General features: G+C 34.7%; 15 protein-coding genes, 1 tRNA gene and 1 pseudogene. 7 read left to right on the top strand and 10 right to left on the bottom strand.

The window, feature by feature from the left end; all coding sequences use genetic code 11:
* Nucleotides 1–19: 19 nt before the first annotated feature.
* The 5 genes and pseudogenes from Q0K76_RS07240 to Q0K76_RS07220 all read right to left on the bottom strand — a co-directional run bounded on the left by Q0K76_RS07240 (nt 20) and on the right by Q0K76_RS07220 (nt 5,403).
* Nucleotides 20–1,630, bottom strand: coding sequence for a hypothetical protein (locus tag Q0K76_RS07240; protein WP_294613615.1), 1,611 nt, complete (start codon nt 1,628–1,630; stop codon nt 20–22).
* 56 nt (nt 1,631–1,686) lie between these two features.
* Entirely contained in the window at nt 1,687–2,145 is a 459-nt protein-coding gene (locus Q0K76_RS07235; RefSeq protein ID WP_294613611.1) for a hypothetical protein, read from the bottom strand.
* A gap of 43 nt (nt 2,146–2,188) precedes the next feature.
* Nucleotides 2,189–3,415, bottom strand: coding sequence for an RtcB family protein (locus Q0K76_RS07230; protein WP_294613608.1), 1,227 nt, complete (start codon nt 3,413–3,415; stop codon nt 2,189–2,191).
* Between the two features lie 53 nt (nt 3,416–3,468).
* Nucleotides 3,469–4,455: pseudogene (locus Q0K76_RS13040) on the bottom strand (slipin family protein); the annotation flags it as partial.
* Between the two features lie 872 nt (nt 4,456–5,327).
* Nucleotides 5,328–5,403 (bottom strand) — tRNA-Pro (locus Q0K76_RS07220).
* 314 nt (nt 5,404–5,717) lie between these two features.
* Here Q0K76_RS07220 and rtcR point away from each other — a divergent pair.
* Nucleotides 5,718–7,331, top strand: a complete 1,614-nt coding sequence (gene rtcR, locus Q0K76_RS07215; RefSeq protein ID WP_294613604.1) for an RNA repair transcriptional activator RtcR — start codon at nt 5,718–5,720, stop codon at nt 7,329–7,331.
* Nucleotides 7,332–7,387: 56 nt separating this feature from the next.
* Here the strand turns inward: rtcR and Q0K76_RS07210 are convergent, their stop codons facing one another.
* Nucleotides 7,388–8,077: a DUF6882 domain-containing protein gene (locus tag Q0K76_RS07210; protein ID WP_294613601.1), complete on the bottom strand. Its 690-nt coding sequence runs from the start codon at nt 8,075–8,077 to the stop codon at nt 7,388–7,390.
* Between the two features lie 366 nt (nt 8,078–8,443).
* Between Q0K76_RS07210 and Q0K76_RS07205 the strand changes: the two genes are divergently transcribed.
* Nucleotides 8,444–9,841: an RtcB family protein gene (locus Q0K76_RS07205; RefSeq protein ID WP_294613599.1), complete on the top strand. Its 1,398-nt coding sequence runs from the start codon at nt 8,444–8,446 to the stop codon at nt 9,839–9,841.
* Nucleotides 9,842–10,131: 290 nt separating this feature from the next.
* Nucleotides 10,132–10,965 carry an enhanced serine sensitivity protein SseB gene (locus tag Q0K76_RS07200; protein WP_294613596.1) on the top strand — a complete coding sequence of 278 codons (834 nt, stop codon included), beginning with the start codon at nt 10,132–10,134 and terminating at the stop codon, nt 10,963–10,965.
* A 230-nt stretch (nt 10,966–11,195) separates the two neighbouring features.
* On the opposite strand, the gene Q0K76_RS07195 is transcribed toward Q0K76_RS07200, so the two are convergent.
* Nucleotides 11,196–11,891 carry a hypothetical protein gene (locus Q0K76_RS07195; RefSeq protein ID WP_294613593.1) on the bottom strand — a complete coding sequence of 232 codons (696 nt, stop codon included), beginning with the start codon at nt 11,889–11,891 and terminating at the stop codon, nt 11,196–11,198.
* A 254-nt stretch (nt 11,892–12,145) separates the two neighbouring features.
* On the opposite strand from Q0K76_RS07195, the gene Q0K76_RS07190 reads away from it, so the two are divergent.
* From Q0K76_RS07190 to Q0K76_RS07175, 4 genes are all read left to right on the top strand, one after another.
* Nucleotides 12,146–12,583 carry a hypothetical protein gene (locus Q0K76_RS07190; RefSeq protein WP_294613590.1) on the top strand — a complete coding sequence of 146 codons (438 nt, stop codon included), beginning with the start codon at nt 12,146–12,148 and terminating at the stop codon, nt 12,581–12,583.
* A gap of 178 nt (nt 12,584–12,761) precedes the next feature.
* Nucleotides 12,762–13,595 carry a PAAR domain-containing protein gene (locus Q0K76_RS07185; RefSeq protein WP_294613587.1) on the top strand — a complete coding sequence of 278 codons (834 nt, stop codon included), beginning with the start codon at nt 12,762–12,764 and terminating at the stop codon, nt 13,593–13,595.
* On the top strand, nt 13,582–14,022 hold the full coding sequence (locus Q0K76_RS07180; protein ID WP_294613584.1) for a hypothetical protein: 441 nt from the start codon (nt 13,582–13,584) through the stop codon (nt 14,020–14,022). Before Q0K76_RS07185 ends, Q0K76_RS07180 begins: the two co-directional genes overlap by 14 nt.
* A gap of 252 nt (nt 14,023–14,274) precedes the next feature.
* The gene (locus Q0K76_RS07175; RefSeq protein WP_294613582.1) at nt 14,275–14,970 is read left to right on the top strand and encodes a JAB domain-containing protein; all 696 of its coding nucleotides are present in this window, start codon (nt 14,275–14,277) and stop codon (nt 14,968–14,970) included.
* A gap of 36 nt (nt 14,971–15,006) precedes the next feature.
* Here the strand turns inward: Q0K76_RS07175 and Q0K76_RS07170 are convergent, their stop codons facing one another.
* From Q0K76_RS07170 to pdxY, 3 genes are all read right to left on the bottom strand, one after another.
* On the bottom strand, nt 15,007–16,905 hold the full coding sequence (locus Q0K76_RS07170; RefSeq protein WP_294613579.1) for a hypothetical protein: 1,899 nt from the start codon (nt 16,903–16,905) through the stop codon (nt 15,007–15,009).
* Between the two features lie 617 nt (nt 16,906–17,522).
* A complete protein-coding gene (locus Q0K76_RS07165) occupies nt 17,523–18,518 on the bottom strand; it encodes a hypothetical protein (RefSeq protein WP_294613576.1) in 996 nt (331 codons plus the stop codon).
* Between the two features lie 179 nt (nt 18,519–18,697).
* On the bottom strand, nt 18,698–19,564 hold the full coding sequence (pdxY, locus tag Q0K76_RS07160; RefSeq protein WP_294613573.1) for a pyridoxal kinase PdxY: 867 nt from the start codon (nt 19,562–19,564) through the stop codon (nt 18,698–18,700).
* Between the last annotated feature and the right edge of the window lie 2 nt (nt 19,565–19,566).

The raw sequence follows: 19,566 nt of genomic DNA, 5'->3' as shown, positions 1-19,566 counted from the left end.
AATGCCCCAACTATTTTCCTTAAGAATTTTGGTCGTTTAATAACGCAATCACGCGTTGTTTTATTTCTTCATTCGGTTCAATTTTGGCTAACTTTTTGAGCTCATTTTTGAGTTCAGTTGACCAAATTTGCCGATCCCAACCTTCAATAGCGTTCAATGCCATATTTCGATTTCGTATCACTGGGCTGTTTAAACCAATTAATATTAAATCTTCACCAATGCCCGGAAATCGATCAAGTTCTTGCAAAATAAAATCCAATACACTATGCACTTGATATTCCATACCCAATCCAAGTTCTAACGCTGGCCCGGTTGCTATTAATGAAAAATCATTTTGCTGTTTTGCTAATGTAATAACTTGTTCAATTCGAGATCTATCATCAGTTTTCATCAGGTAAAACCACTGGTCACTATGATGATTTTTTTGATGATCAAAACGGGCATCCCATGCATCAAAGCCTAATTGGGTGTAGAGATCAGCTGCTAACCAAAATTTACTGCTATCAGACGTCACTAAATCTTGTTTAACCAATGCTAACCATTTATCTTGTTGGATAAAGTCATTCGCTTTTGCAATGATTTCGTTTTTTGTCTTTTCATCCCAATTCGGGTAGCTTTCATCATCCATATTGTTAACAAAATCACGAATAATCAGTACTGAGCTTAAAATAGAGAAATCAACTAATGACGGTAGTTTAACTAATTGTTTTACATAATTTAAACAAACGGTAGCACCTTCATTATAATCATGCATATCTTCAGCTGGTCCACCCATTATTAGCGCTTCTAAAATATCCCCAATGCAAATGAGTAAAGGCAGATCATCAACATCATGTTCTAAAACCTGGTTTAATTCGCCTGCGGTTGCGCAGGTATAAGCAAGGTATTCATACATCACACTATTTCGATAGCCTTCCCTTAGTAACCAGTTTTTTACCTCCTGAGATGGGTTTCTTGCTAATCGCTCAACTAAATGAATGCGCCCCCAGCTATGGACTTTTTTGGCTAAGGTAAGTAAGGCACTTTCAACTTCTTCAGGTGAAGATAACGTATTTTGTAAAGCCACAGCCGAAAACAACGTAAACTCCTCATGCATACCCAACAACAGAAATAATTCTGTCTGTTCGGCAGTAAAACGGCCTAATACGGCAATACTAAATTTAACGATTTCACGATCAGGGCTATTAGTCGCTAACCAATAGATAAATTTATATAACTTATCAAAATCAACTTCAATTTTGATTATTGCATCGTTTAAATCATCAATAAAACTTAGGGTTCCTTGCGTTTTGATTAAAGTATAAAGTTGTTCGATATCGTGTTTATTTGGTTGTGCCGATATGGTTGTAAGCAATGCTATAATTTGTTCAACACAATTTTGCTCAGATGGTGCGCCGCCATGATGATTCATGACCCCATCCATCGCGCCTGCCGCCCATTTTAATTCTGAATCATTAGATGATTCATCAGGAAGTGTTTGGGCTGTTTCAGGTAGTTTATCTGCATCTTTATAAGGCAGTAAAAACTGATAGATACTTATCAATGAATTATCCCATACAATTGGGAACGGTTCATTATCCTGATGAACAGCTTTTTTGTCAGTAAAGAAGTTTTTTATCCAATTTTTCATTTGTTTTCCTTTCATTATTATTTTTATATTTTATGTTAATACTGTTATGTTAATACTTAGTCATCTAAATCAAAATGCAATAAATAATGGTCATTTTGATAAACCAACAATAAATCACACCATTGTGTTGCATACCATATTGGTGGGGTTGTTTCGATTTCGTATAGATAACATTTATTTAATTCTAAGGGGGACAATATATCAATAAAACCTGAAACGCCCCAATTATTGTTTTCTTTATGTAAGGTTGGCGAATAGTTTTGCTTAAAAAACCATTTATCAATTTGCTGTATAAATTCATCAATCGTGATCGGTTTGGGGTTTATCTGCCATAACTTAGTGTCGAAACATTGTCCTTGCCCATCGGTAATGGATTGAAAGTGATGGGTTAAGGTGTCAGTAAAATTCCCTTTATTATCCAGTAAGTTCATTGAATAATCACAATAATGGTTAAGCCCAGCATTTAAACAACGTATTGCAGTTAGATATCCATTTATGCAATCAAGATTTAGCATACCTTAATCTCCATCAATATCGAGGATTGCTCCTCGATAAATTTTAGCCTTTTACACACACCACTTGCCGTAATTGATGCATGATCTCGACCAGTTCATTTTGCGCAGCCATAACGGCATCAATATCTTTATACGCCATTGGGATTTCGTCAATCACGTTGGCATCTTTACGGCATTCAACATGCGCAGTGGCTTTGATTTGATCTTCAACAGTAAATTGTTTTTTCGCCGCGGTTCGGCTCATTACTCGCCCTGCACCGTGCGAACAAGAGCAGAAACTCTCTTCATTACCCAGTCCACGCACAATAAAACTTTTAGCGCCCATTGAACCAGGAATAATCCCTAATTCGCCTTTACGCGCTGATACCGCACCTTTGCGGGTGATAAACACATTATGCCCAAAGTGATGTTCTTTTTGCACATAGTTATGGTGGCAGTTTACTGCTTGCAAATGAGTTTCAAATGGCACATCAATGACACTACGTAGTGCGGTAATGGTGTTATGCATCATTGCTTCACGGTTTAAACGCGCAAACTCTTGCGCCCAATTCACCGCCATAAGGTAATCATTAAAATGCTCGGTTCCTTCAACAAAGTAGGCTAAATCTTTACTTGGTAAATAAGTATCAATAAAGTATTTTTCCATCTCTTGTTTCGCGGTTTTAATGAAGAATTCCCCAATAGCATTACCAATTCCGCGCGATCCACTATGTAACATGATCCATACCATTTGATTTTCATCTAAACAGATTTCAATAAAATGGTTTCCGGTTCCTAATGTACCTAAGTGACGGTAGTTATTAGTATTTAAAAACCGCGGATATTTTTCAGTTAATTTTTCAAAACCTGGTAAAAGTTGCTGCCAATATTGCTCAACAATTGAAGGCGGATTTTGCCAGCTACCTTTATCACGGCTCGAACCTTTTGGACTTAAGCCATTTGGTACGGCTTTTTCAATTGCTAAGCGTAATGGTGCCAGATTTTGCGGTAACTCATTAGCCGTTAATGAAGTTTGTACTGCCATCATACCGCATCCAATATCCACCCCAACCGCAGCAGGGATAATGGCGCCAATAGTTGGAATCACACTACCAATAGTTGAACCTTTACCAACATGAACATCTGGCATAACTGCAATATGACTAAAAATAAAAGGCAACTGCGCTGTTTTTAATAATTGCTCTTTAGCTTCAGGCTCTACCGGCACACCTTTTGTCCACATTTTTACCGGTAATGAATTTTCGGTTTTTAATACTTCATACTGAATCATTTCTATTTTCCTTTTTAATCCCGTGCAGATTTAATCTACACGGGTTGTTATTTCTATTTTGCTTGAATATTTACTAGACCATGTAACACTTGATCAAGTCCACCCACAACCGAGATTTTATCGATACGTTCAGCGATACGTTCTAAGGTTTCCATCTCTTTTAAACGTAATGCGACTGGATTATTTTCCATCACTTTGGCGGTGTTCAATAATGAGCGCGTAGCGGATGTTTCTTCCCGACGGCGAATCACATTTGCTTGAGCTGATTTTTCAGCCTCAACAACTTGCGATAAGATTGCTTTCATATCGCCTGGTAAAATAATATCTTTTACGCCAAGTGACACCGTTTCTAAACCAAAGCCTTGTAAACGTTCTTTAATATGTTTGGTCACCACTTCATCGATGATATTTTTATTCTCCAATAACTCATCAAGTGTCCGTGTACCAATGGCTTCACGTAATCCAAACTGTAATTCACGATATAATAACTCCGCTGGACATGCCGTTTTTTCAAAGGCGGTTAATACGTTAGTATAGTGCCAATTGGCGACTAAGTTTATCCGTAAGCTTACTTTATCTTTGGTTAAGATCTCTTGTCCTGCAACGTCTAATGCTTGTAGCCGAGTATCGACTATATCAACCGATATTTCACGGTTAAAACGCCAATAGGCAGTGATTCCAGCGGTTAATAGTTGCTCAATGTGACCATTCACTTTTAATACGCCAACATGGTACGCTGGTACTTGGGCAATCAATATACTGTTATCACCAACCACTTCTTTTTGGCGTAATTTTGGTTGTAGTAACTGTTGAACAATCTCACCACTTAACGTATAACCTTGGTTTAAATCAACCGTAACCATATGTTGTTTATGGCTATTTTGCCAATAAAGGCGTTTCGTCCCTGGTGACAATATTTCGACCAATAGATCGTTTTCATAACGTAGACCAGCCTGATTGGCACCGACTTCCATCTGTAAACAAAACTGGGTCAGTTGTTCTGGTATACGCTGTTCAATCGCATCAGCAATACGCTCATCAATGTGGTTTTCCCGTAAGTTAAATTTACCTAATACAATAGTATGTTTAAATTGGCAATAACCGACTATCGATTCTGGTGCAATAATCTGTATCAATTGATTATCCACAAATAAGGTACCAATTTGCTCATGTATAAAATAATGTAGTATCAATTTTTCAATATTTACAATGGCGTTATTACTATTTTTAGCTTCTATCAATTCTTGCGCGATATCAGTTGGCAATGCATAACCCTGTTGTAGAGCCACTTTTTTAATCGCGTGCGCTTTGTAACTTTTCCAATATAGGCATTTAGTGGCTGGTAAAATCACTTCCACCAACTTTTGTTCTTCATAACGTAAGGCTATTTCGTTTTCTGCCACATCCACTAAATAGCAATGTTGGTTAATGATTTCCGGATAGAAGTTGATTAACTGTTCGGCCATATTAACTTCAATTTTTGGCGATGCTAAATTTATCAATTGGTAACCAATAGTATTTAATGGATTAAATATTCGGTGTATACCCGCGGTTAATACTTTTTCAATTTCATTATTTTTATACAGTACCGCGATCTCATTTTTTTTAACTTTAATTGTTTTTATCATTTTACTTTTCCTTTCTAGCACAATCAGCAACCGTATTTAGCACAATTAAAACGGGCTAAGTAACGAAATCGTAGGGGGAAGGTTAAAAGCAATAAGACAAATAACGCAACGCTTATTGGTATTTAACATTCTGCCTATAATCCAGTTTTTTTACCTTGCTAAGTTCAAATAACTTAACAAGTTAACCGGTTTAAACTGGTGGATAAGTTTGAAGTGCGACTGCTTTTTACTCTTCACTTATCCAACACGGTCACTGACTGTGTTTATTGCTTCTTTTTATTTATTGGTTTTTGAAGTAGGACTCGAACCTACTACATATCGATCCCGTGTCGATTGTTCTACCTGATGAACTATTCAAAAAATGCTTTTACACAGCAACCTAATCACACGTTAAGGCATACATGTTGATAATCTTCAGAACTTTTATCCTCATGATAAATTCATAAAGTATTCGCTATGCACCTTGCTGTTATAAAAAACAGCATCTGTTTGCTTAGGTATAATAAATATTGCGAAAAGCGTGCCAATAAATAAAAAACATCAAAATAAAAACATAATTATTTGATTTATATATGAATAAAAAATAATTTGGTTATTGAGTTAGATTGATGATGGCTTTTTAATTGTTTATTTTTTATAATTTTATCTATTTATTTATAAATATTTATAAAGCAATGAAAAAGAATATAGTTTTTGGTTTTTTAGGTAATGTACTGGATCAACGCGGCAAAGGGAAAAGGCGTTGGCGACAATGGCGACCGACTATTGATTTATGTCATCAACCTAATACACCATTTACTCGGTTAGAGCTACTCTATTATCAAAACGATTATCATCTGCTTTGCGAAATCATTAAAGATATTAAAATGTTATCACCGCAAACCGAAGTACGCCCCATAGCGGTGAACATTGAAGATCCTTGGGATTTTGAACAAGTTTATACTTGTCTGTTTGATATTGCCAAAAATTACACCTTCAATCCTGAGCAAGAAGAGTATTATTTGCATATCACCACCGGTACCCATGTTGCACAGATTTGTTGGTTTTTATTGGCTGAATCACGCTACTACCCAGCTAAATTATTGCAAATGTCACCACCACCCAAAAAAGAACTCGCCGATGAAAATCTAGATTTAAAAGAGAAGGATCTCATCGCGCTAACGCCATGCGGTAAAATGAATATTATCGATTTAAATTTACATCGTTATGATAAAATTCTGACCCGTTTTCAACAATATGCTGATCAAGCAACTGACCTTTTAAAATCAGGTATCGCAACGCGCAATCAACAATTTAATCAGATGATTGCTGAAATTGAGCAAGTGGCAAGCAGGTCGCATGCACCTATTTTATTATGTGGTCCAACCGGCGCCGGAAAATCATTTTTGGCCAAACAAATTTATTTACTTAAGCAAAGTCATCATCAAATTAACGGTCAATTTGTCGAAATAAATTGTGCCACCTTACGTGGTGATAGTGCCATGTCGACGCTATTTGGTCATGTTAAAGGCGCATTTACTGGCGCTAATTTGGCTCGCACCGGTCTGTTAAAAAGTGCTGATGGAGGGTTACTGTTTTTAGATGAAATCGGTGAACTTGGCCTTGATGAGCAAGCTATGCTATTAAAAGCCATTGAAGAAAAGCAGTTTTACCCATTTGGTAGTGACGCCCCAATACAAAGTGATTTTCAACTCATCGCTGGCACCAATAAAGATCTTAAATTGGCAATCAACCGAGGGGAATTTAGAGAAGATCTGTTTGCGAGAATTAATTTATGGAGTTACAAATTACCCGGACTGGCTGAACGTAAAGAAGATATCGAACCCAATATTGATTATGAACTGGCGCGTTATGCCAAAGAATACGGCCTAATGCCACGCTTTAATCAAGAGTCACGCAAGGCCTATTTACAATTTGCCACTGCCAATGAGGCAGTATGGCAAGGCAATTTTCGGGAACTCACTGCCTCAATCACTCGCATGGCAACACTTGCTCCCCAAGGCAATATTAGCTTTGGGCAAGTCGAACAAGAGATTAAACGCCTTAAACAGAACTGGCATCAAAACGAAATTTATGATGAGTTAATCCCAAACGAAATAGATGAATTTGATCGTTATCAGTTAGAAAAGGTACTCGAAGTGTGTCGAAAACACCCAACACTATCTGAAGCTGGTAGGCAACTGTTTGCCGTATCAAGAACCAAAAAACAACGCAGTAACGATGCCGATAGATTAAAAAAATATCTAGCTAAGTTTGGATTAAGTTGGGAGATGATTAATAAGCCTTGATAAATTTATCAGTAAAATCAAATGAGTAACAGGAAAGATTTTACTGATAACCGTATTTATCCATTTAAACTGATTAAGCGAGATTGTTGATCAAATTGAGCCACAATACGTTCTTGCCCTTTTATCGCAACAAGTGTGCTATGATCAGTTAAATCGCTTGGTTCAATTTGATAATCTTTTGCAATCAAATAGTATTTAAGAGCCTGGTAATGATTAACATCAAAGTTGGCAATAAATTCCGAAAACGTTTCACAAATTTGCGTTTGATTACGTGTGTTGTGATCAATATGATCTCTTTTTACCGTCACCAATGCAATTCCTTGACCAAAATCAGCAAGATAAAACCCATTTGTATCAAACATTCCAGCAGCAATTGCACCTATTTTATATAAATCTGCCTCTGTAGCAACAAATTGACCAACCGTGAATAAGTCTATGTTATTTTCTTCACCATAGTGTTTTAAACTCAATGCTTGCTCAATAACTGGTGTGGGTAACTGCGATGCTTCATTATTCCAAGACCAAAGCCATGTTTCAGAAGATAAAGAAAAGCTACCTAATAATTGAATTGAAAAGGTAATATCTTCATCAAAATGAATAACACCTTGATCGATATCAATTTGCCAATTACTATCACCAATTACATCATAGAAAGTAAATTGTTTTTCAAAACCATAACAGCCAAAACGCTCTAACAATTCTTGTTCAGATTTGCATGGTGTTATCATAACTTGTTGTATTCCCATCATCATTCCTTATATTTTCATCTTTAATTTTTGTGTTTTTAGTTTAACACCCATATAAAAAATATTATATTACTTATATTTCTATATGTTCCAATATAACTAAACTTGTTTATGAATAATTATTTAAATAACACAATAAACATAAGTGCTGAAAAAGCGAAAAGCGTGCTGATTTATTTCCATATGATTATCGTTTCTTTGAAAAACGGGATATTTAGTCTAAAACACAATATTTATTGATCCTTTACATTCAATAAACTCTTGTATACAATACCGCCGCTTTCCTGAATAGTGCTGCTGCAGGAAAACAGTAATTATCTTCTCAATTTGAGGAGACAGCTTTTTATTGTTTTCTAGGTGGCGATTATGTCTACATTTACCCGTTTACAAAAACGTTTATCCCGACTCGGGATTGAAAGTCATTTTAATGATGATGTTTATACTTTAAATAAAGAAAATACCACAGCTCAGGTTTTATTACCCAATCCTTTACCATTAGAGGAAAAAGCTGTTGAACAACTACTGAATTTTGCTTCAGTTAACATGCCCAATAGTCAAGGTAAAGTCTGCGCAGCAAGGGCTACGCCGGATTTTCATCCCGGTGCAATTGCGCCGGTTGGCAGTATTGTTGCAACAACGCCAGATTTAATTATCCCTGCGGCAATTGGTACTGATATTAATTGTGGTATGCGACTTTTTACTACTGGTTTAAGCTATGAGCAAGTTAGTGAACAAAAAGCCGCGATTATAGCGCATTTAAAATCGGTATTATTGCAAGATGAACGTGATGTGCCTGTTACCCCAACCTCTTTTCATGCTTTATTTGATGAAGGTATTGCAGCATGGTTAACAGCATTACCACAGCAAGGCTTATGGAATAGCGTTAATTATGAGCGATTACGAGCAGAGCTCGATAAAATATCTGGTCATCAATTAATTACAGCCGATAGCAAATATGCACCCGAAGCTTTTTTTGAAAAGCGGGACATTATCCGCCCGGCAAGCTTAGGTACAGTAGGTTCGGGTAACCATTTTGTTGAGTTACAAATTGTTGATGAAATTTTAGATCGGCATTTAGCTTATCAAATGGGATTACACAAGGAAGCAATTGTGGTGATGATCCATACCGGATCGCGTGATGTCGGTTTTTATATTGGTAAACGCTGGCAAGATAAAGCCAAAGCGTTATGGCCAGCAGACCACAAATATCCTCAATCAGGTCTATTTGGTTTAGCGGATGATAATGCTGAAAATTATTTACAAGCAATGGGCGTTGCAGCGCGTTATGCTTGGATTAATCGGATTGTTATTACCGAATTGATACGTAAATCGTTATCAACTCTCTTTCATCAAGATAATAGCCAATTAGTGGTTGATATTTCGCATAATATTATTTTACCGGAGCAAGGTATGCATATTCATCGTAAAGGGGCAACGCCAGCTTACGCGGATCAAATCGCTTTAATTCCTGGTTCAATGGGCGATTATTCTTATCTCGCAATGGGTAAAGGTAATCCTGATTGGTTATGGTCATGCTCGCATGGTGCTGGACGGGCAGAAAGAAGGCAAACGATGCGTAACCAAAAAGCCGAATCAAATCAGGCTAAGTTACCATGGCAATGCATCACTTTAAAAGAAGAACGTATGCGCGAAGAAGCACCCGCAGCCTATAAACCCATTACCCCAGTAATTAAAGCACAAGAAAATGCGAATCTGATTCAATCGGTTGTAAAACTCAAACCTTGGATTACATTTAAGTGTTAATGTTAATGATAACAGCACCGGCCAAAGCTAGTGCTGTTATTTAGATATGCCTAATTGAATACCTAATCAAAAAATGATAGATAAAAATGGTATCTTGTCTATTGATAATCTTCATCAATATTATTTATAAACCAATAGGTTAATTAAAGCATATCAATATCTAAAATAAGGACATCAACTTTACACTAACTGAATTTAAAATAACTACATTACACAATATTAAAATGTGAGAAAATAGACGATTATTACATAACAAAATACCGGTATGTTTAAATTATAAGGAATGAATTATGAGTTTTGATATTAACCAACCAGTAACAAACCCAAAACTAATAGATGCATGGCAGTCATTTGATCAACAACCAACAGTAGAAAAACAAAAATACCTTTTTGAACAATTAAAAGAAGCTAAATTATTAGCGCCAATCATGATGCAAATACCCGACAATGTTGAAAGGAATGATGACAACAGCATAACCTTGCAACAAGGCACAACCCTTTCATTTGTTACAATCACTAATGTTGATAATGAAAACTTCTTTCCCGCATTTACAGATTGGGAAGAGTTAAGGAAATGGCAAAACAACGAAAATCAACAAACTTTAGTAGTAGATCTAACCGATTATCAATCATTACTAAACGACTCTGAACAATGTAATGGTATTGTTATTAATCCTTTTGGCAAAGGAATGCAAATTAACCGCGCCATGTTAGAAACCATCCTAGCAAACAATAGTTCGGCCTCGACTTTGACAGAAAACGAAGTTTCTATTCCTGAAGGTACTAAAGTCCTCATCGGTACCCCAAAAGAATATCCTCACCAATTAGTTGATACAATCAACAAATATTTACAAACTAAAGCTGAAGTTAACTGTGCCTATTTGAGATTACTGATTCAAAACGAACAACAAAGTTTTTTAATCGTGCTGGATATAAATAAAGGCATTGATCCTAAAACCATATTTAATGAATTGGGCGAAGTTATTAAACCGTATCACGTTAAAGATAAATTTATTGATTTTATTCCAGCCGATACCACTTTTGGGCAAGAAGCCATTAAAGGAGAAAAACCGTTTTACCAAAAGAAAAATAAAGGCTTTTTTAATCGCTTATTTGGCAAATAATTTATATGGTTAGTACTTATTTAACTTATGGTTTATTAATCAATTTAAATATTATTCAAGATGATTTTATTATTGCGTTTTATTGATAAATAACACGCAATGAAAAACAAACACCTTAAAATCAAACTCTAAACGGTATAGATTCCTGAATAATTTTTACAACAGATTAATGATAAAGGTGACATGGCTTAATGTGTTAACCATCGGCAGGTAAAGACATTGCTCCAATCTTAATGCCTGTCTAACCAGATTTGCCGGCAACGTTGACGTCGCTTTACTCGGCAATAATTCGCCAACAGGGCAAATCCTTGTTGCTCCATTATCCATAAAAAATAGGATTGCCATTTAGCGGCGGTATCAGTATTAATCCCCAATTGCTGGTTAGCGGTTTTACAGGTCTCGCCTTGTAGCAATAAATCAACAAAAGGCAACCACAACTCGCAATGAGATAACTGATGCAGTTGATATTTTTTTAGCGGATTAAACGTCCGTCGGCAGCTACGGCACCGAAAGTTAAGGCGGTGACCAATACGCACAGTGCTAAGTGATCCACAATAATCACAAGGCATAACCGATGTACTAAGTAGCTCCGTCAGCCATGACTTAAATGCTTGTGATTGCTGACTAACCTCGTCAGGGACGGTTTGTGCAAGGTCGAGTACCGCTTGATAAAGTTCAGGTTCATGCTGTGCCAGCAATTGCCGAATAACATTATCCCGCCGGCGAGCTGCTCGCGGTGACAGGTCGAACTGAGCAGCAATAAAACTGTGGGGCTGAGCGGTTAAGGTGAATGGGGCAATATCAATCAGTAATGAAAACGGCTTAAGGCGGCGACATAATGGACTGGTTTCAACTAGCGCCGGCAGCAGCACTAAAAATCGCTCGGCAGCAGGATGTTGCTCACTAGGTAAAATAGCATGATACATCGTTACACTCCTTATAACGGCATAGACTCCTGAATAATTTTAACAAACATTATAACCTAAAACGTGAACCGTTGGAATTTTTAGCGTAGAATTAATCAGCAAATCAGCAAGTTTCTTGGAAAAGACTGCTTTACCTATAAAACCAAAATCCGATTTCATCAATTTGAGATAGATATGGCATATACAGACCTGATTTTTGACCTAATTTTCTAAAAATGTGGTCAAAGAGATTGAAGACAAAAAAGGAAAACTCAATGAAAATCATTAATTTATTGATTGTATTGCTATTTAATTTGATAGGGACATTACTAAGTTTGTGCTACAATTATCAATGGATTCCCAGAGAAAAAGGGGTGCCTATAACATATTATGGTTTGCTTTATTTCTGTTTTATTCTCATCTCCATTTTTATTTTAAATAGAATAAAACAACCATTTGCATTAATCTTCTTAGGTGTGCGTGTTGGTATTTTAATTAGCTTTGTGTTTTCAATTATTGGTCCACTCCTATTCCATCCTATCGCATTTTTACAAATGCATAATAATATTTTTCTCACTATTATTATTTTTTTGTTTTTATCATCACTTACTACCCTCAATTTTATAATATATCCGGCAGTGTTATTGTGTTGTCATTACTCAATTATTGCGATACAAAAACTAAGGAGTAAGATTGCGTTGAAGCAAGAATAAATAGTGAACCTCACCAAATATAAAAACCCGATAAACTCACCGAGAATAATCCCCAAACCTTACCAACTAAAACCCGTCTAACGATTTTTATATAAGTGCAATCACTCAAACTAGCTTGTTTTTTATCTGTTTCATATAACATAAAAGAAATTGAATCAATATTAAACAAGATGTTGTTATGAGTAAACAGGTAGCTATTCTTGGTGATTATACCACTACTGGTGGCAGAGTCATTTCAGCATCGAGTCAAGGTTTTTGCGCAAATCAAGGTATAGCTTGTATAGGCGATTATGTGTCCTGTCCTAAATGTGAAAGTGTCGGGAAAATTATTGAGGGTACTTATAATTATATTGTTGCTGGTAAACCAGCTGCTTATGACGGTTGTATTGTTGCATGTCGATGTTCTCCGGTAGGTTGTAATAAAATTATAGCAACTAAAAGTACTATTTTTGTTGATGTGGAAAAAGAAAACAGCAATTTTATCAATATGACACATACCTCGGTAAAAAATGAAATGTATAATAATTTAAATAATAAAGCCGTAAAAGATACTCAACAAGAAGTAGAAGCATATTTATTTACTGTAAGAAATGACATTTTAGGATATGGTACTCATTCTGCACTATACATTCATATTAAAGGCAAGACACCTTTAATTTTTGATCCCAATGGGGATTATATGCGGCAATATCGAGGACAAGCGGAAGCTTTTTATGATGATGGTAGTATTCCTTTTTCAATAGCAGAGTTTGTAAAATACCATGCAAAAGCTGGCGATTACGTTTCTCAACGCGAAATTACTTTAACACGAGATCAAGCGCTTAATATTGAAAAAAGAATTATTAATGGTAATTATGCAATTGCTCCTTTTTATTTACCATATTGCGCATATGCCGTTTCATCTGTTCTAGATGAATATGGTCTACAAGAACTTTATTATAAGCCAGGCTCTTTGGAAGAAGCGGTCAAAGAGATTGAAGACAAAAAAGGACAACCTAATGAAAATAATTAACTTATTGATTATATTGTTATTTAATTTGATAGGTGCCTATCTAAGTTATGAGTGGTGTTATCGAGCGATTATCGCAAAACATCGTACACCAGAATTATATTATTTGATATGTTATGGTTTGTGTTATTTCTGTTTTATTCTGATTTCAATCTTTCTTTTAAATAAAATAAAACGACCACTCGGATTAGTCATTTTAGGCGTGCCAATTGGTATTATAATTCCCCCAATGCCACTTATTGTCTCAATATTAGTTATGGAAGATACTAAAAAAGTGGTTTTTAATCTAGATCTTATTATGGGATTGTTGGGTATCACATCAGCGGTAACCCTCAATTTTATAATATATCCGGCAATTTTATTATGTTGTCATTACTCGATTATTGCGATGCAAAAACTAAGGAATAAGATTGCGTTGAAGCAACAATAAATTATGCCCCTTCGCCAGGTATAAAAAACCGATAAACTCACCAGGAAGAATGCCCAAACCTTACCAACTAAAACCCGTCTAACGATTTTTATATAAGTATAATTCCTCAAGTTAGCTTGTTGATATTAAATAATTTATGGTTATTAAATCAATAAATAGTTATCAACGTCTATTATCCGTTTTGATTAACAACTGCCAAGCCTAAACAGAATATGCTATATTATTTTTCGGGCGATTTTATAAGGTAACAAGATGGATATTAAACTGACCAAACACGACAAACGCTATATTGAAGGTACGGATGATGTTTACAATATTATGCAGCGCGTATTATTGCGTGAAAACAAGATCGACCAAGAAAAGGAACACCTGTGGATGATTGGTATGAATCAAGCGGGTTATATCCTGTATATTGAACTCATTGCGCTTGGTACGTTTAAATCGGTCGATGTTGAACCGATGAATGTGTTTCGTGTTGCAGTGATGAAAAACGCCTCACGCGTGATTTTAGTTCACAATCATCCTTCAGGATCGCTGACTCCGTCCGAAGCAGATAAAGATATCACTGACAGATTAATTCAAGTTGGACGCATTTTAAATATCGACCTTGTCGACCACCTCATTATCACCCCAAAAACCTATATCAGCTTTCGTGGTACTAAGCTTATGGACGAGTTAGAACAAAGCCTAAAATACGTCCCGACGTACCAAGTTATCGAACGCATTCGCAGGGAAGAAAAACTGATTGCTAAAGAGAAGTTAGCGGTTGAAAGGGATAAGACGAAAACGGCTCAACAAAAAGCAAAAGAAATAAAAGAAAAAGCTGAGACTGAAAAGAAAATACTGATTAATGCATTGTTGGAAAAAGGGGTTTCGGTTGAGGATATTGCTAAGATTATGGATATATCTGTAAGAAAAGTTAATAAGATATTGGGGAAAGAGAGCTAATTAAAAGTTCTTGAGCTCTCTATTTCTGAGAGTTAATTATTCTTCTTCGCCATAATAATAATTTTTATCACCTTTTTTAATAAATATTTGTTTTTTGGGAGCTAAGACTCGTGAGCACCAAGCAGATACTTTCTGTCTTGTACAACCAACTGAATCGGCAATTTCTACAGCTGTCATTGCTTCATCTGGTTTTAAAGTAGCTATTAATCCTAAAATTTTGACCTCTACTTCCGCGAAATTACCTTGAACAATTTCAAATGATTGATGAACAATTTCGTCTAATACACTGTCATCTTCAAAACATCGTTTTACTTTTGCTTTAGCTACATCTTGTTCTGCATATATAGCATTACATATTGGGCATTTATAACTTTTTAGTTTTGTACTGGTAAAATAACTATCATAGTCTGCTAAAACTGTATCATAAACGAATCTTATTGCAGTATATTCATCTTTATTTTCTGCATATTTGATATTAAGGTCTAAACAGATATCAAAATCAAAAGCATATAAATTATAATTACCACCATACTTTGAAGAACGCCCTTCTTCTAATAGGTGAATTAAAAAATTTTCTTTAAATACATTAAAATATTCTTTTCTATTGGGATCAATTAACATGTGACTTGCAGGTCTGGTCGGGTTTTTTTCTTTTTCCTTAATAGCTTTTGCTGTAAGGGCATTCCATAAGTCGTTGTAAAATCCTGGTATCAATCCTCTTTTAAGAGCACCTTCATATTGTTTCTGATATGTTCTTCTAGCTGAACGTATTCCATAATTAATTTCATTAAGCCCTATTTTACAATCAATACTCTCAGCTTGTTTCCAAGCATTTTGAAGAATCATTCCTACAGTTCTTGTTACTCCTATTGACTCTCTGGCAATACGAGCAATAATTTCTGTCTTATTACCCTTTAAAAGACTATCAAATGTAATTTGGGGAAGATAAGCATCTAATCGTTTTTGAATCAAAAGTGGGATTGTTTCTTCCAATTTTTTTAATGCAATTGACAATCCTCCTAAACGTTCAACATGTTCATTGAGGTCAAGTGGAATAGGGAAAATATCTCGTCCAATTATGATTTTATCACCAAAATCAAATCTATCTGTAATGACACCTATTTTTATAAATAAATTTGTTTTAGAACCAAGAAAACTTTTTAAAAGTCTTGAAAATTTAGCTTGATATTCTGAATTTAGATCGGAGAATTCATCAAGAAATAGATATGTATAATCTATCTTAGATTTTTTCAAAATATCATTAATTTTGTTCAAAAATTCTTGAACATTAACACCTCTAGTTTGAATATAAGTTTTACTATACTCATTCAAATTATTTTGGCCGGCTTTACCAGAAATATTTAAATCTTTTAAGGAGAGGTTTGCTTGAAATGAATTTGTGTCAGATGTTGCACTTTTAGAGGTAATATTTTCATCTCTTGAGCGTGACAACAAATTGCCATTAATAAGCATTTTTTCGATATACTCAAGGTCATCTAATGCTGGATTGTCCTTTTTGAAAACTAAAAGTGTTTTTTCGTCATAAAAAGATTCAAGTTGTCTTTTTAAAGAATCGATAATTTGCCTTACAAAATGAACTTCAAACAATTCAATATTGTCACTATCAAATAAATCACCACAGCTACTAAGATCAATGTATATAGGTAAAATTTTTCTTTCTAAAAAATCAGAATTATTTTTAAGCGATTTTAAACATTCGTAATATCCTTTTAAAAGAGCTGTAGTTTTTCCTGTCCCTCTCCTACCAGATATATAACTATCTTGTTTTTGAAGAATACTAGCAGTGGTATTAAAAATATCTACATAATAATCACTCAACTCCGTCAACTCATTCACTTTATCAAGAGATAAATAATCAGCTCTTAACAATGAATCAAATGCTTCTTTAATTTTATTTTTGACCTTTTGTTCCATGCTTTAACCTCCGTACTAAATTAATAAACTAGTTATAAAGCGACATAACATGTATGCTGTTTAATTAAATAAATTATATAAGATTTTATATGAATTACTAAATAAAATAGATACATTAATAGAATGAAAAAGAAACAATTCATCCCTTTACATACCAATTGCCATAATTAGTGCACTACCTTAACCAGCTTATTATGATCAACAACTCCCGTCCCCCCCCCGATACTTCAAATCAGGCTTTTAATCCACTGCTGAGCGTCAATAATCGCTAGTTCTCGGGCATTTTGTTGTTTGGTAATGTCGAGGATGTGATTGACGGCGTTGGCGGCTAGTTCAAAAGAGGTTAATTGGAATTGTCAATTAACTAAATACGCAGTAAATAGGCTACAAATTAAATCCCCCACGCCCAATAGACGATGTGGAAAATCATACAATAGTCGAGCCAGATGATAGCTTTGCGATGACGTGGCTAATATTATTTCAAATAACTCAGTTGTTTACCGGCATGCATAATATTCTTAATTAATATAGTTTGTAATATACCTATCATAAATACTGAAAATTAATTATTAATATTTCAGTATTTATGGTTATAAAATGACGGTTTATTTTTAATATTATTTATGAATATCAACCTTAATATAATCTGAGCCATTACAAAAATAAGTTGTCATTTGAATATTACTTTTATCTTTTTCAAAATAAAATGCTCGAAATTCTTGTTCATCAACTTTCAAATATCTGGCTGTATCGTTAGGCACGTTTTTTATAATCTTGTTATCACATTTAAAATAAAGTACTGTATCTGCATCATAGGTTTTAGAAATAACTACATCAATAATAACTATTGCATTGAAAATAATTAAATGACAAGGTAAAACAGCACTTATACATACAAGAAAATAAGTTATAAAAGATATTTTATTTAAAAGTTTTTTATTTTTTACTAAATCTACCAAAAAAATGACTATAAAAAGTAAAGCTGTACTTGCTATTAAAATGAAGCAAAACCATTGTAAACCTTGTGTTATAGTAGGAACTTGCTCAGGTAAAACCGATATTGTATTGGTGACAAAACTTCGTCCACGAGTTTTACTAATGAAATCTATTACTAGATATGTAAAACTTAATATGACTCCCAAAAAAGTACCAAATTTAATTTTATCAATAAAAGAATTAATTCTTTCTTTACCTATATAAATTATTAATATCGGTATAGTTACTAAAATTTGTAATATAAAAAATACTAAACTAGAGAACCCAGGTAATTTAAATAAATATGAAAGGGAAGCTAAAATACAAAATATAGCTCCCCAACCAGATAAAGTTAATATTCGATGTAATGTTTTTGGAGAGGAGATTTTTTTCGTTGGTATAAATACAATTTTAAACCAATTTTTTGTAAAGTCTTTCTGTTCTTTACTCGCAAAAAATAAATAATAAATTGTAAACACTATACCTATAATGGCATAAGAAACAATAAAATAGAGAGCCTCAACATCTCGCTTGCATACAGTAAGAATAATTACGCTTACAATATAGGTTAGAGCTACTACCCAAAATAGAACAGGATATTTTAAAATATAATCTTTTAATTTATATGACTTTTTCATTGTTTTTTCCTTTCAGTTTATTTTTCGTTGCACTATATTAGCTTTAATTACATATAAAAACGCTTAACTAAACTAACCATAAAAAACTATATTTTTTGCACAAAACAGATAAATATTGTTGCTTATAAAAGTATTTGGCTAAATTGGATTACAAGTAAACACCTCTAAATATCTCAGTCCTACAACACCAACTCCGTGCCCCGATACTGCAAATCAGGATTTTTGATCCACTTTTGCGCGTCAATAATCGCTAGTTCTCGGGCATTTTGTTGTTTGGTGATGTCCAGGACGTGATTGGCGGCGTTGGCGGCTAGTTCAAAGGCGGTTAATTGGGATTGTCCATTAACTAAATGCGCAGTAAACAGGCTACAAATTAAATCCCCCACCCCCAATGGACGGTGTGGAAAGTCATACAATGGTCGAGCCAGATGATAGCTTTGCGATGGCGTGGCTAATATCATTTCAAATAACTCAGTTGTTTTACCAGCATGCAGTAAATTTTTAACTAATATGGCTTGAATCGGCTGGTTTTGCAGTATCTTTATGGCTTTAAGCACATCGTTAAAAGTCTTGATTTCAAGATTTGATAATATTTGTAACTCTAATAAATTAGGCGTGATGTAGTCAGCATGTTTGATTGCTTGCTTAGTGAAAAAATCAATAATATTTTGCGGTAGTGAACTGCCTTTATTGATGTCGCCGCCCATAACCGGATCGCAAACATAAATAGCATTAGGATTATAATATTTAATCTTTTTTACCGCTTCAAGGATCTCTTCACCCTGTTCGGCAAGGCCGATATACCCCGAAATAATGGCGTCAATGGATGACAATACGCCAATTTTTTCTAAACTATTGACGATTCTAGTGATTTGCTGAGCACCCAGCACAATGCCATCATAATCCGGATACACCGTATTACTTGATAACTGCACGGTATGGATCGGCATCACTTCGACACCTTGTAATTGCATCGCCAGTGTCGATACTTTATTACCAGCATAACCATAAACAACATTCGATTGAATGGATAAAACGGTTTTCATAT

Source organism: uncultured Gilliamella sp., assembly GCA_945271295.1.
GTDB lineage: Bacteria > Pseudomonadota > Gammaproteobacteria > Enterobacterales > Orbaceae > Gilliamella.
This window is presented reverse-complemented; position numbering and strand designations above follow the sequence as displayed.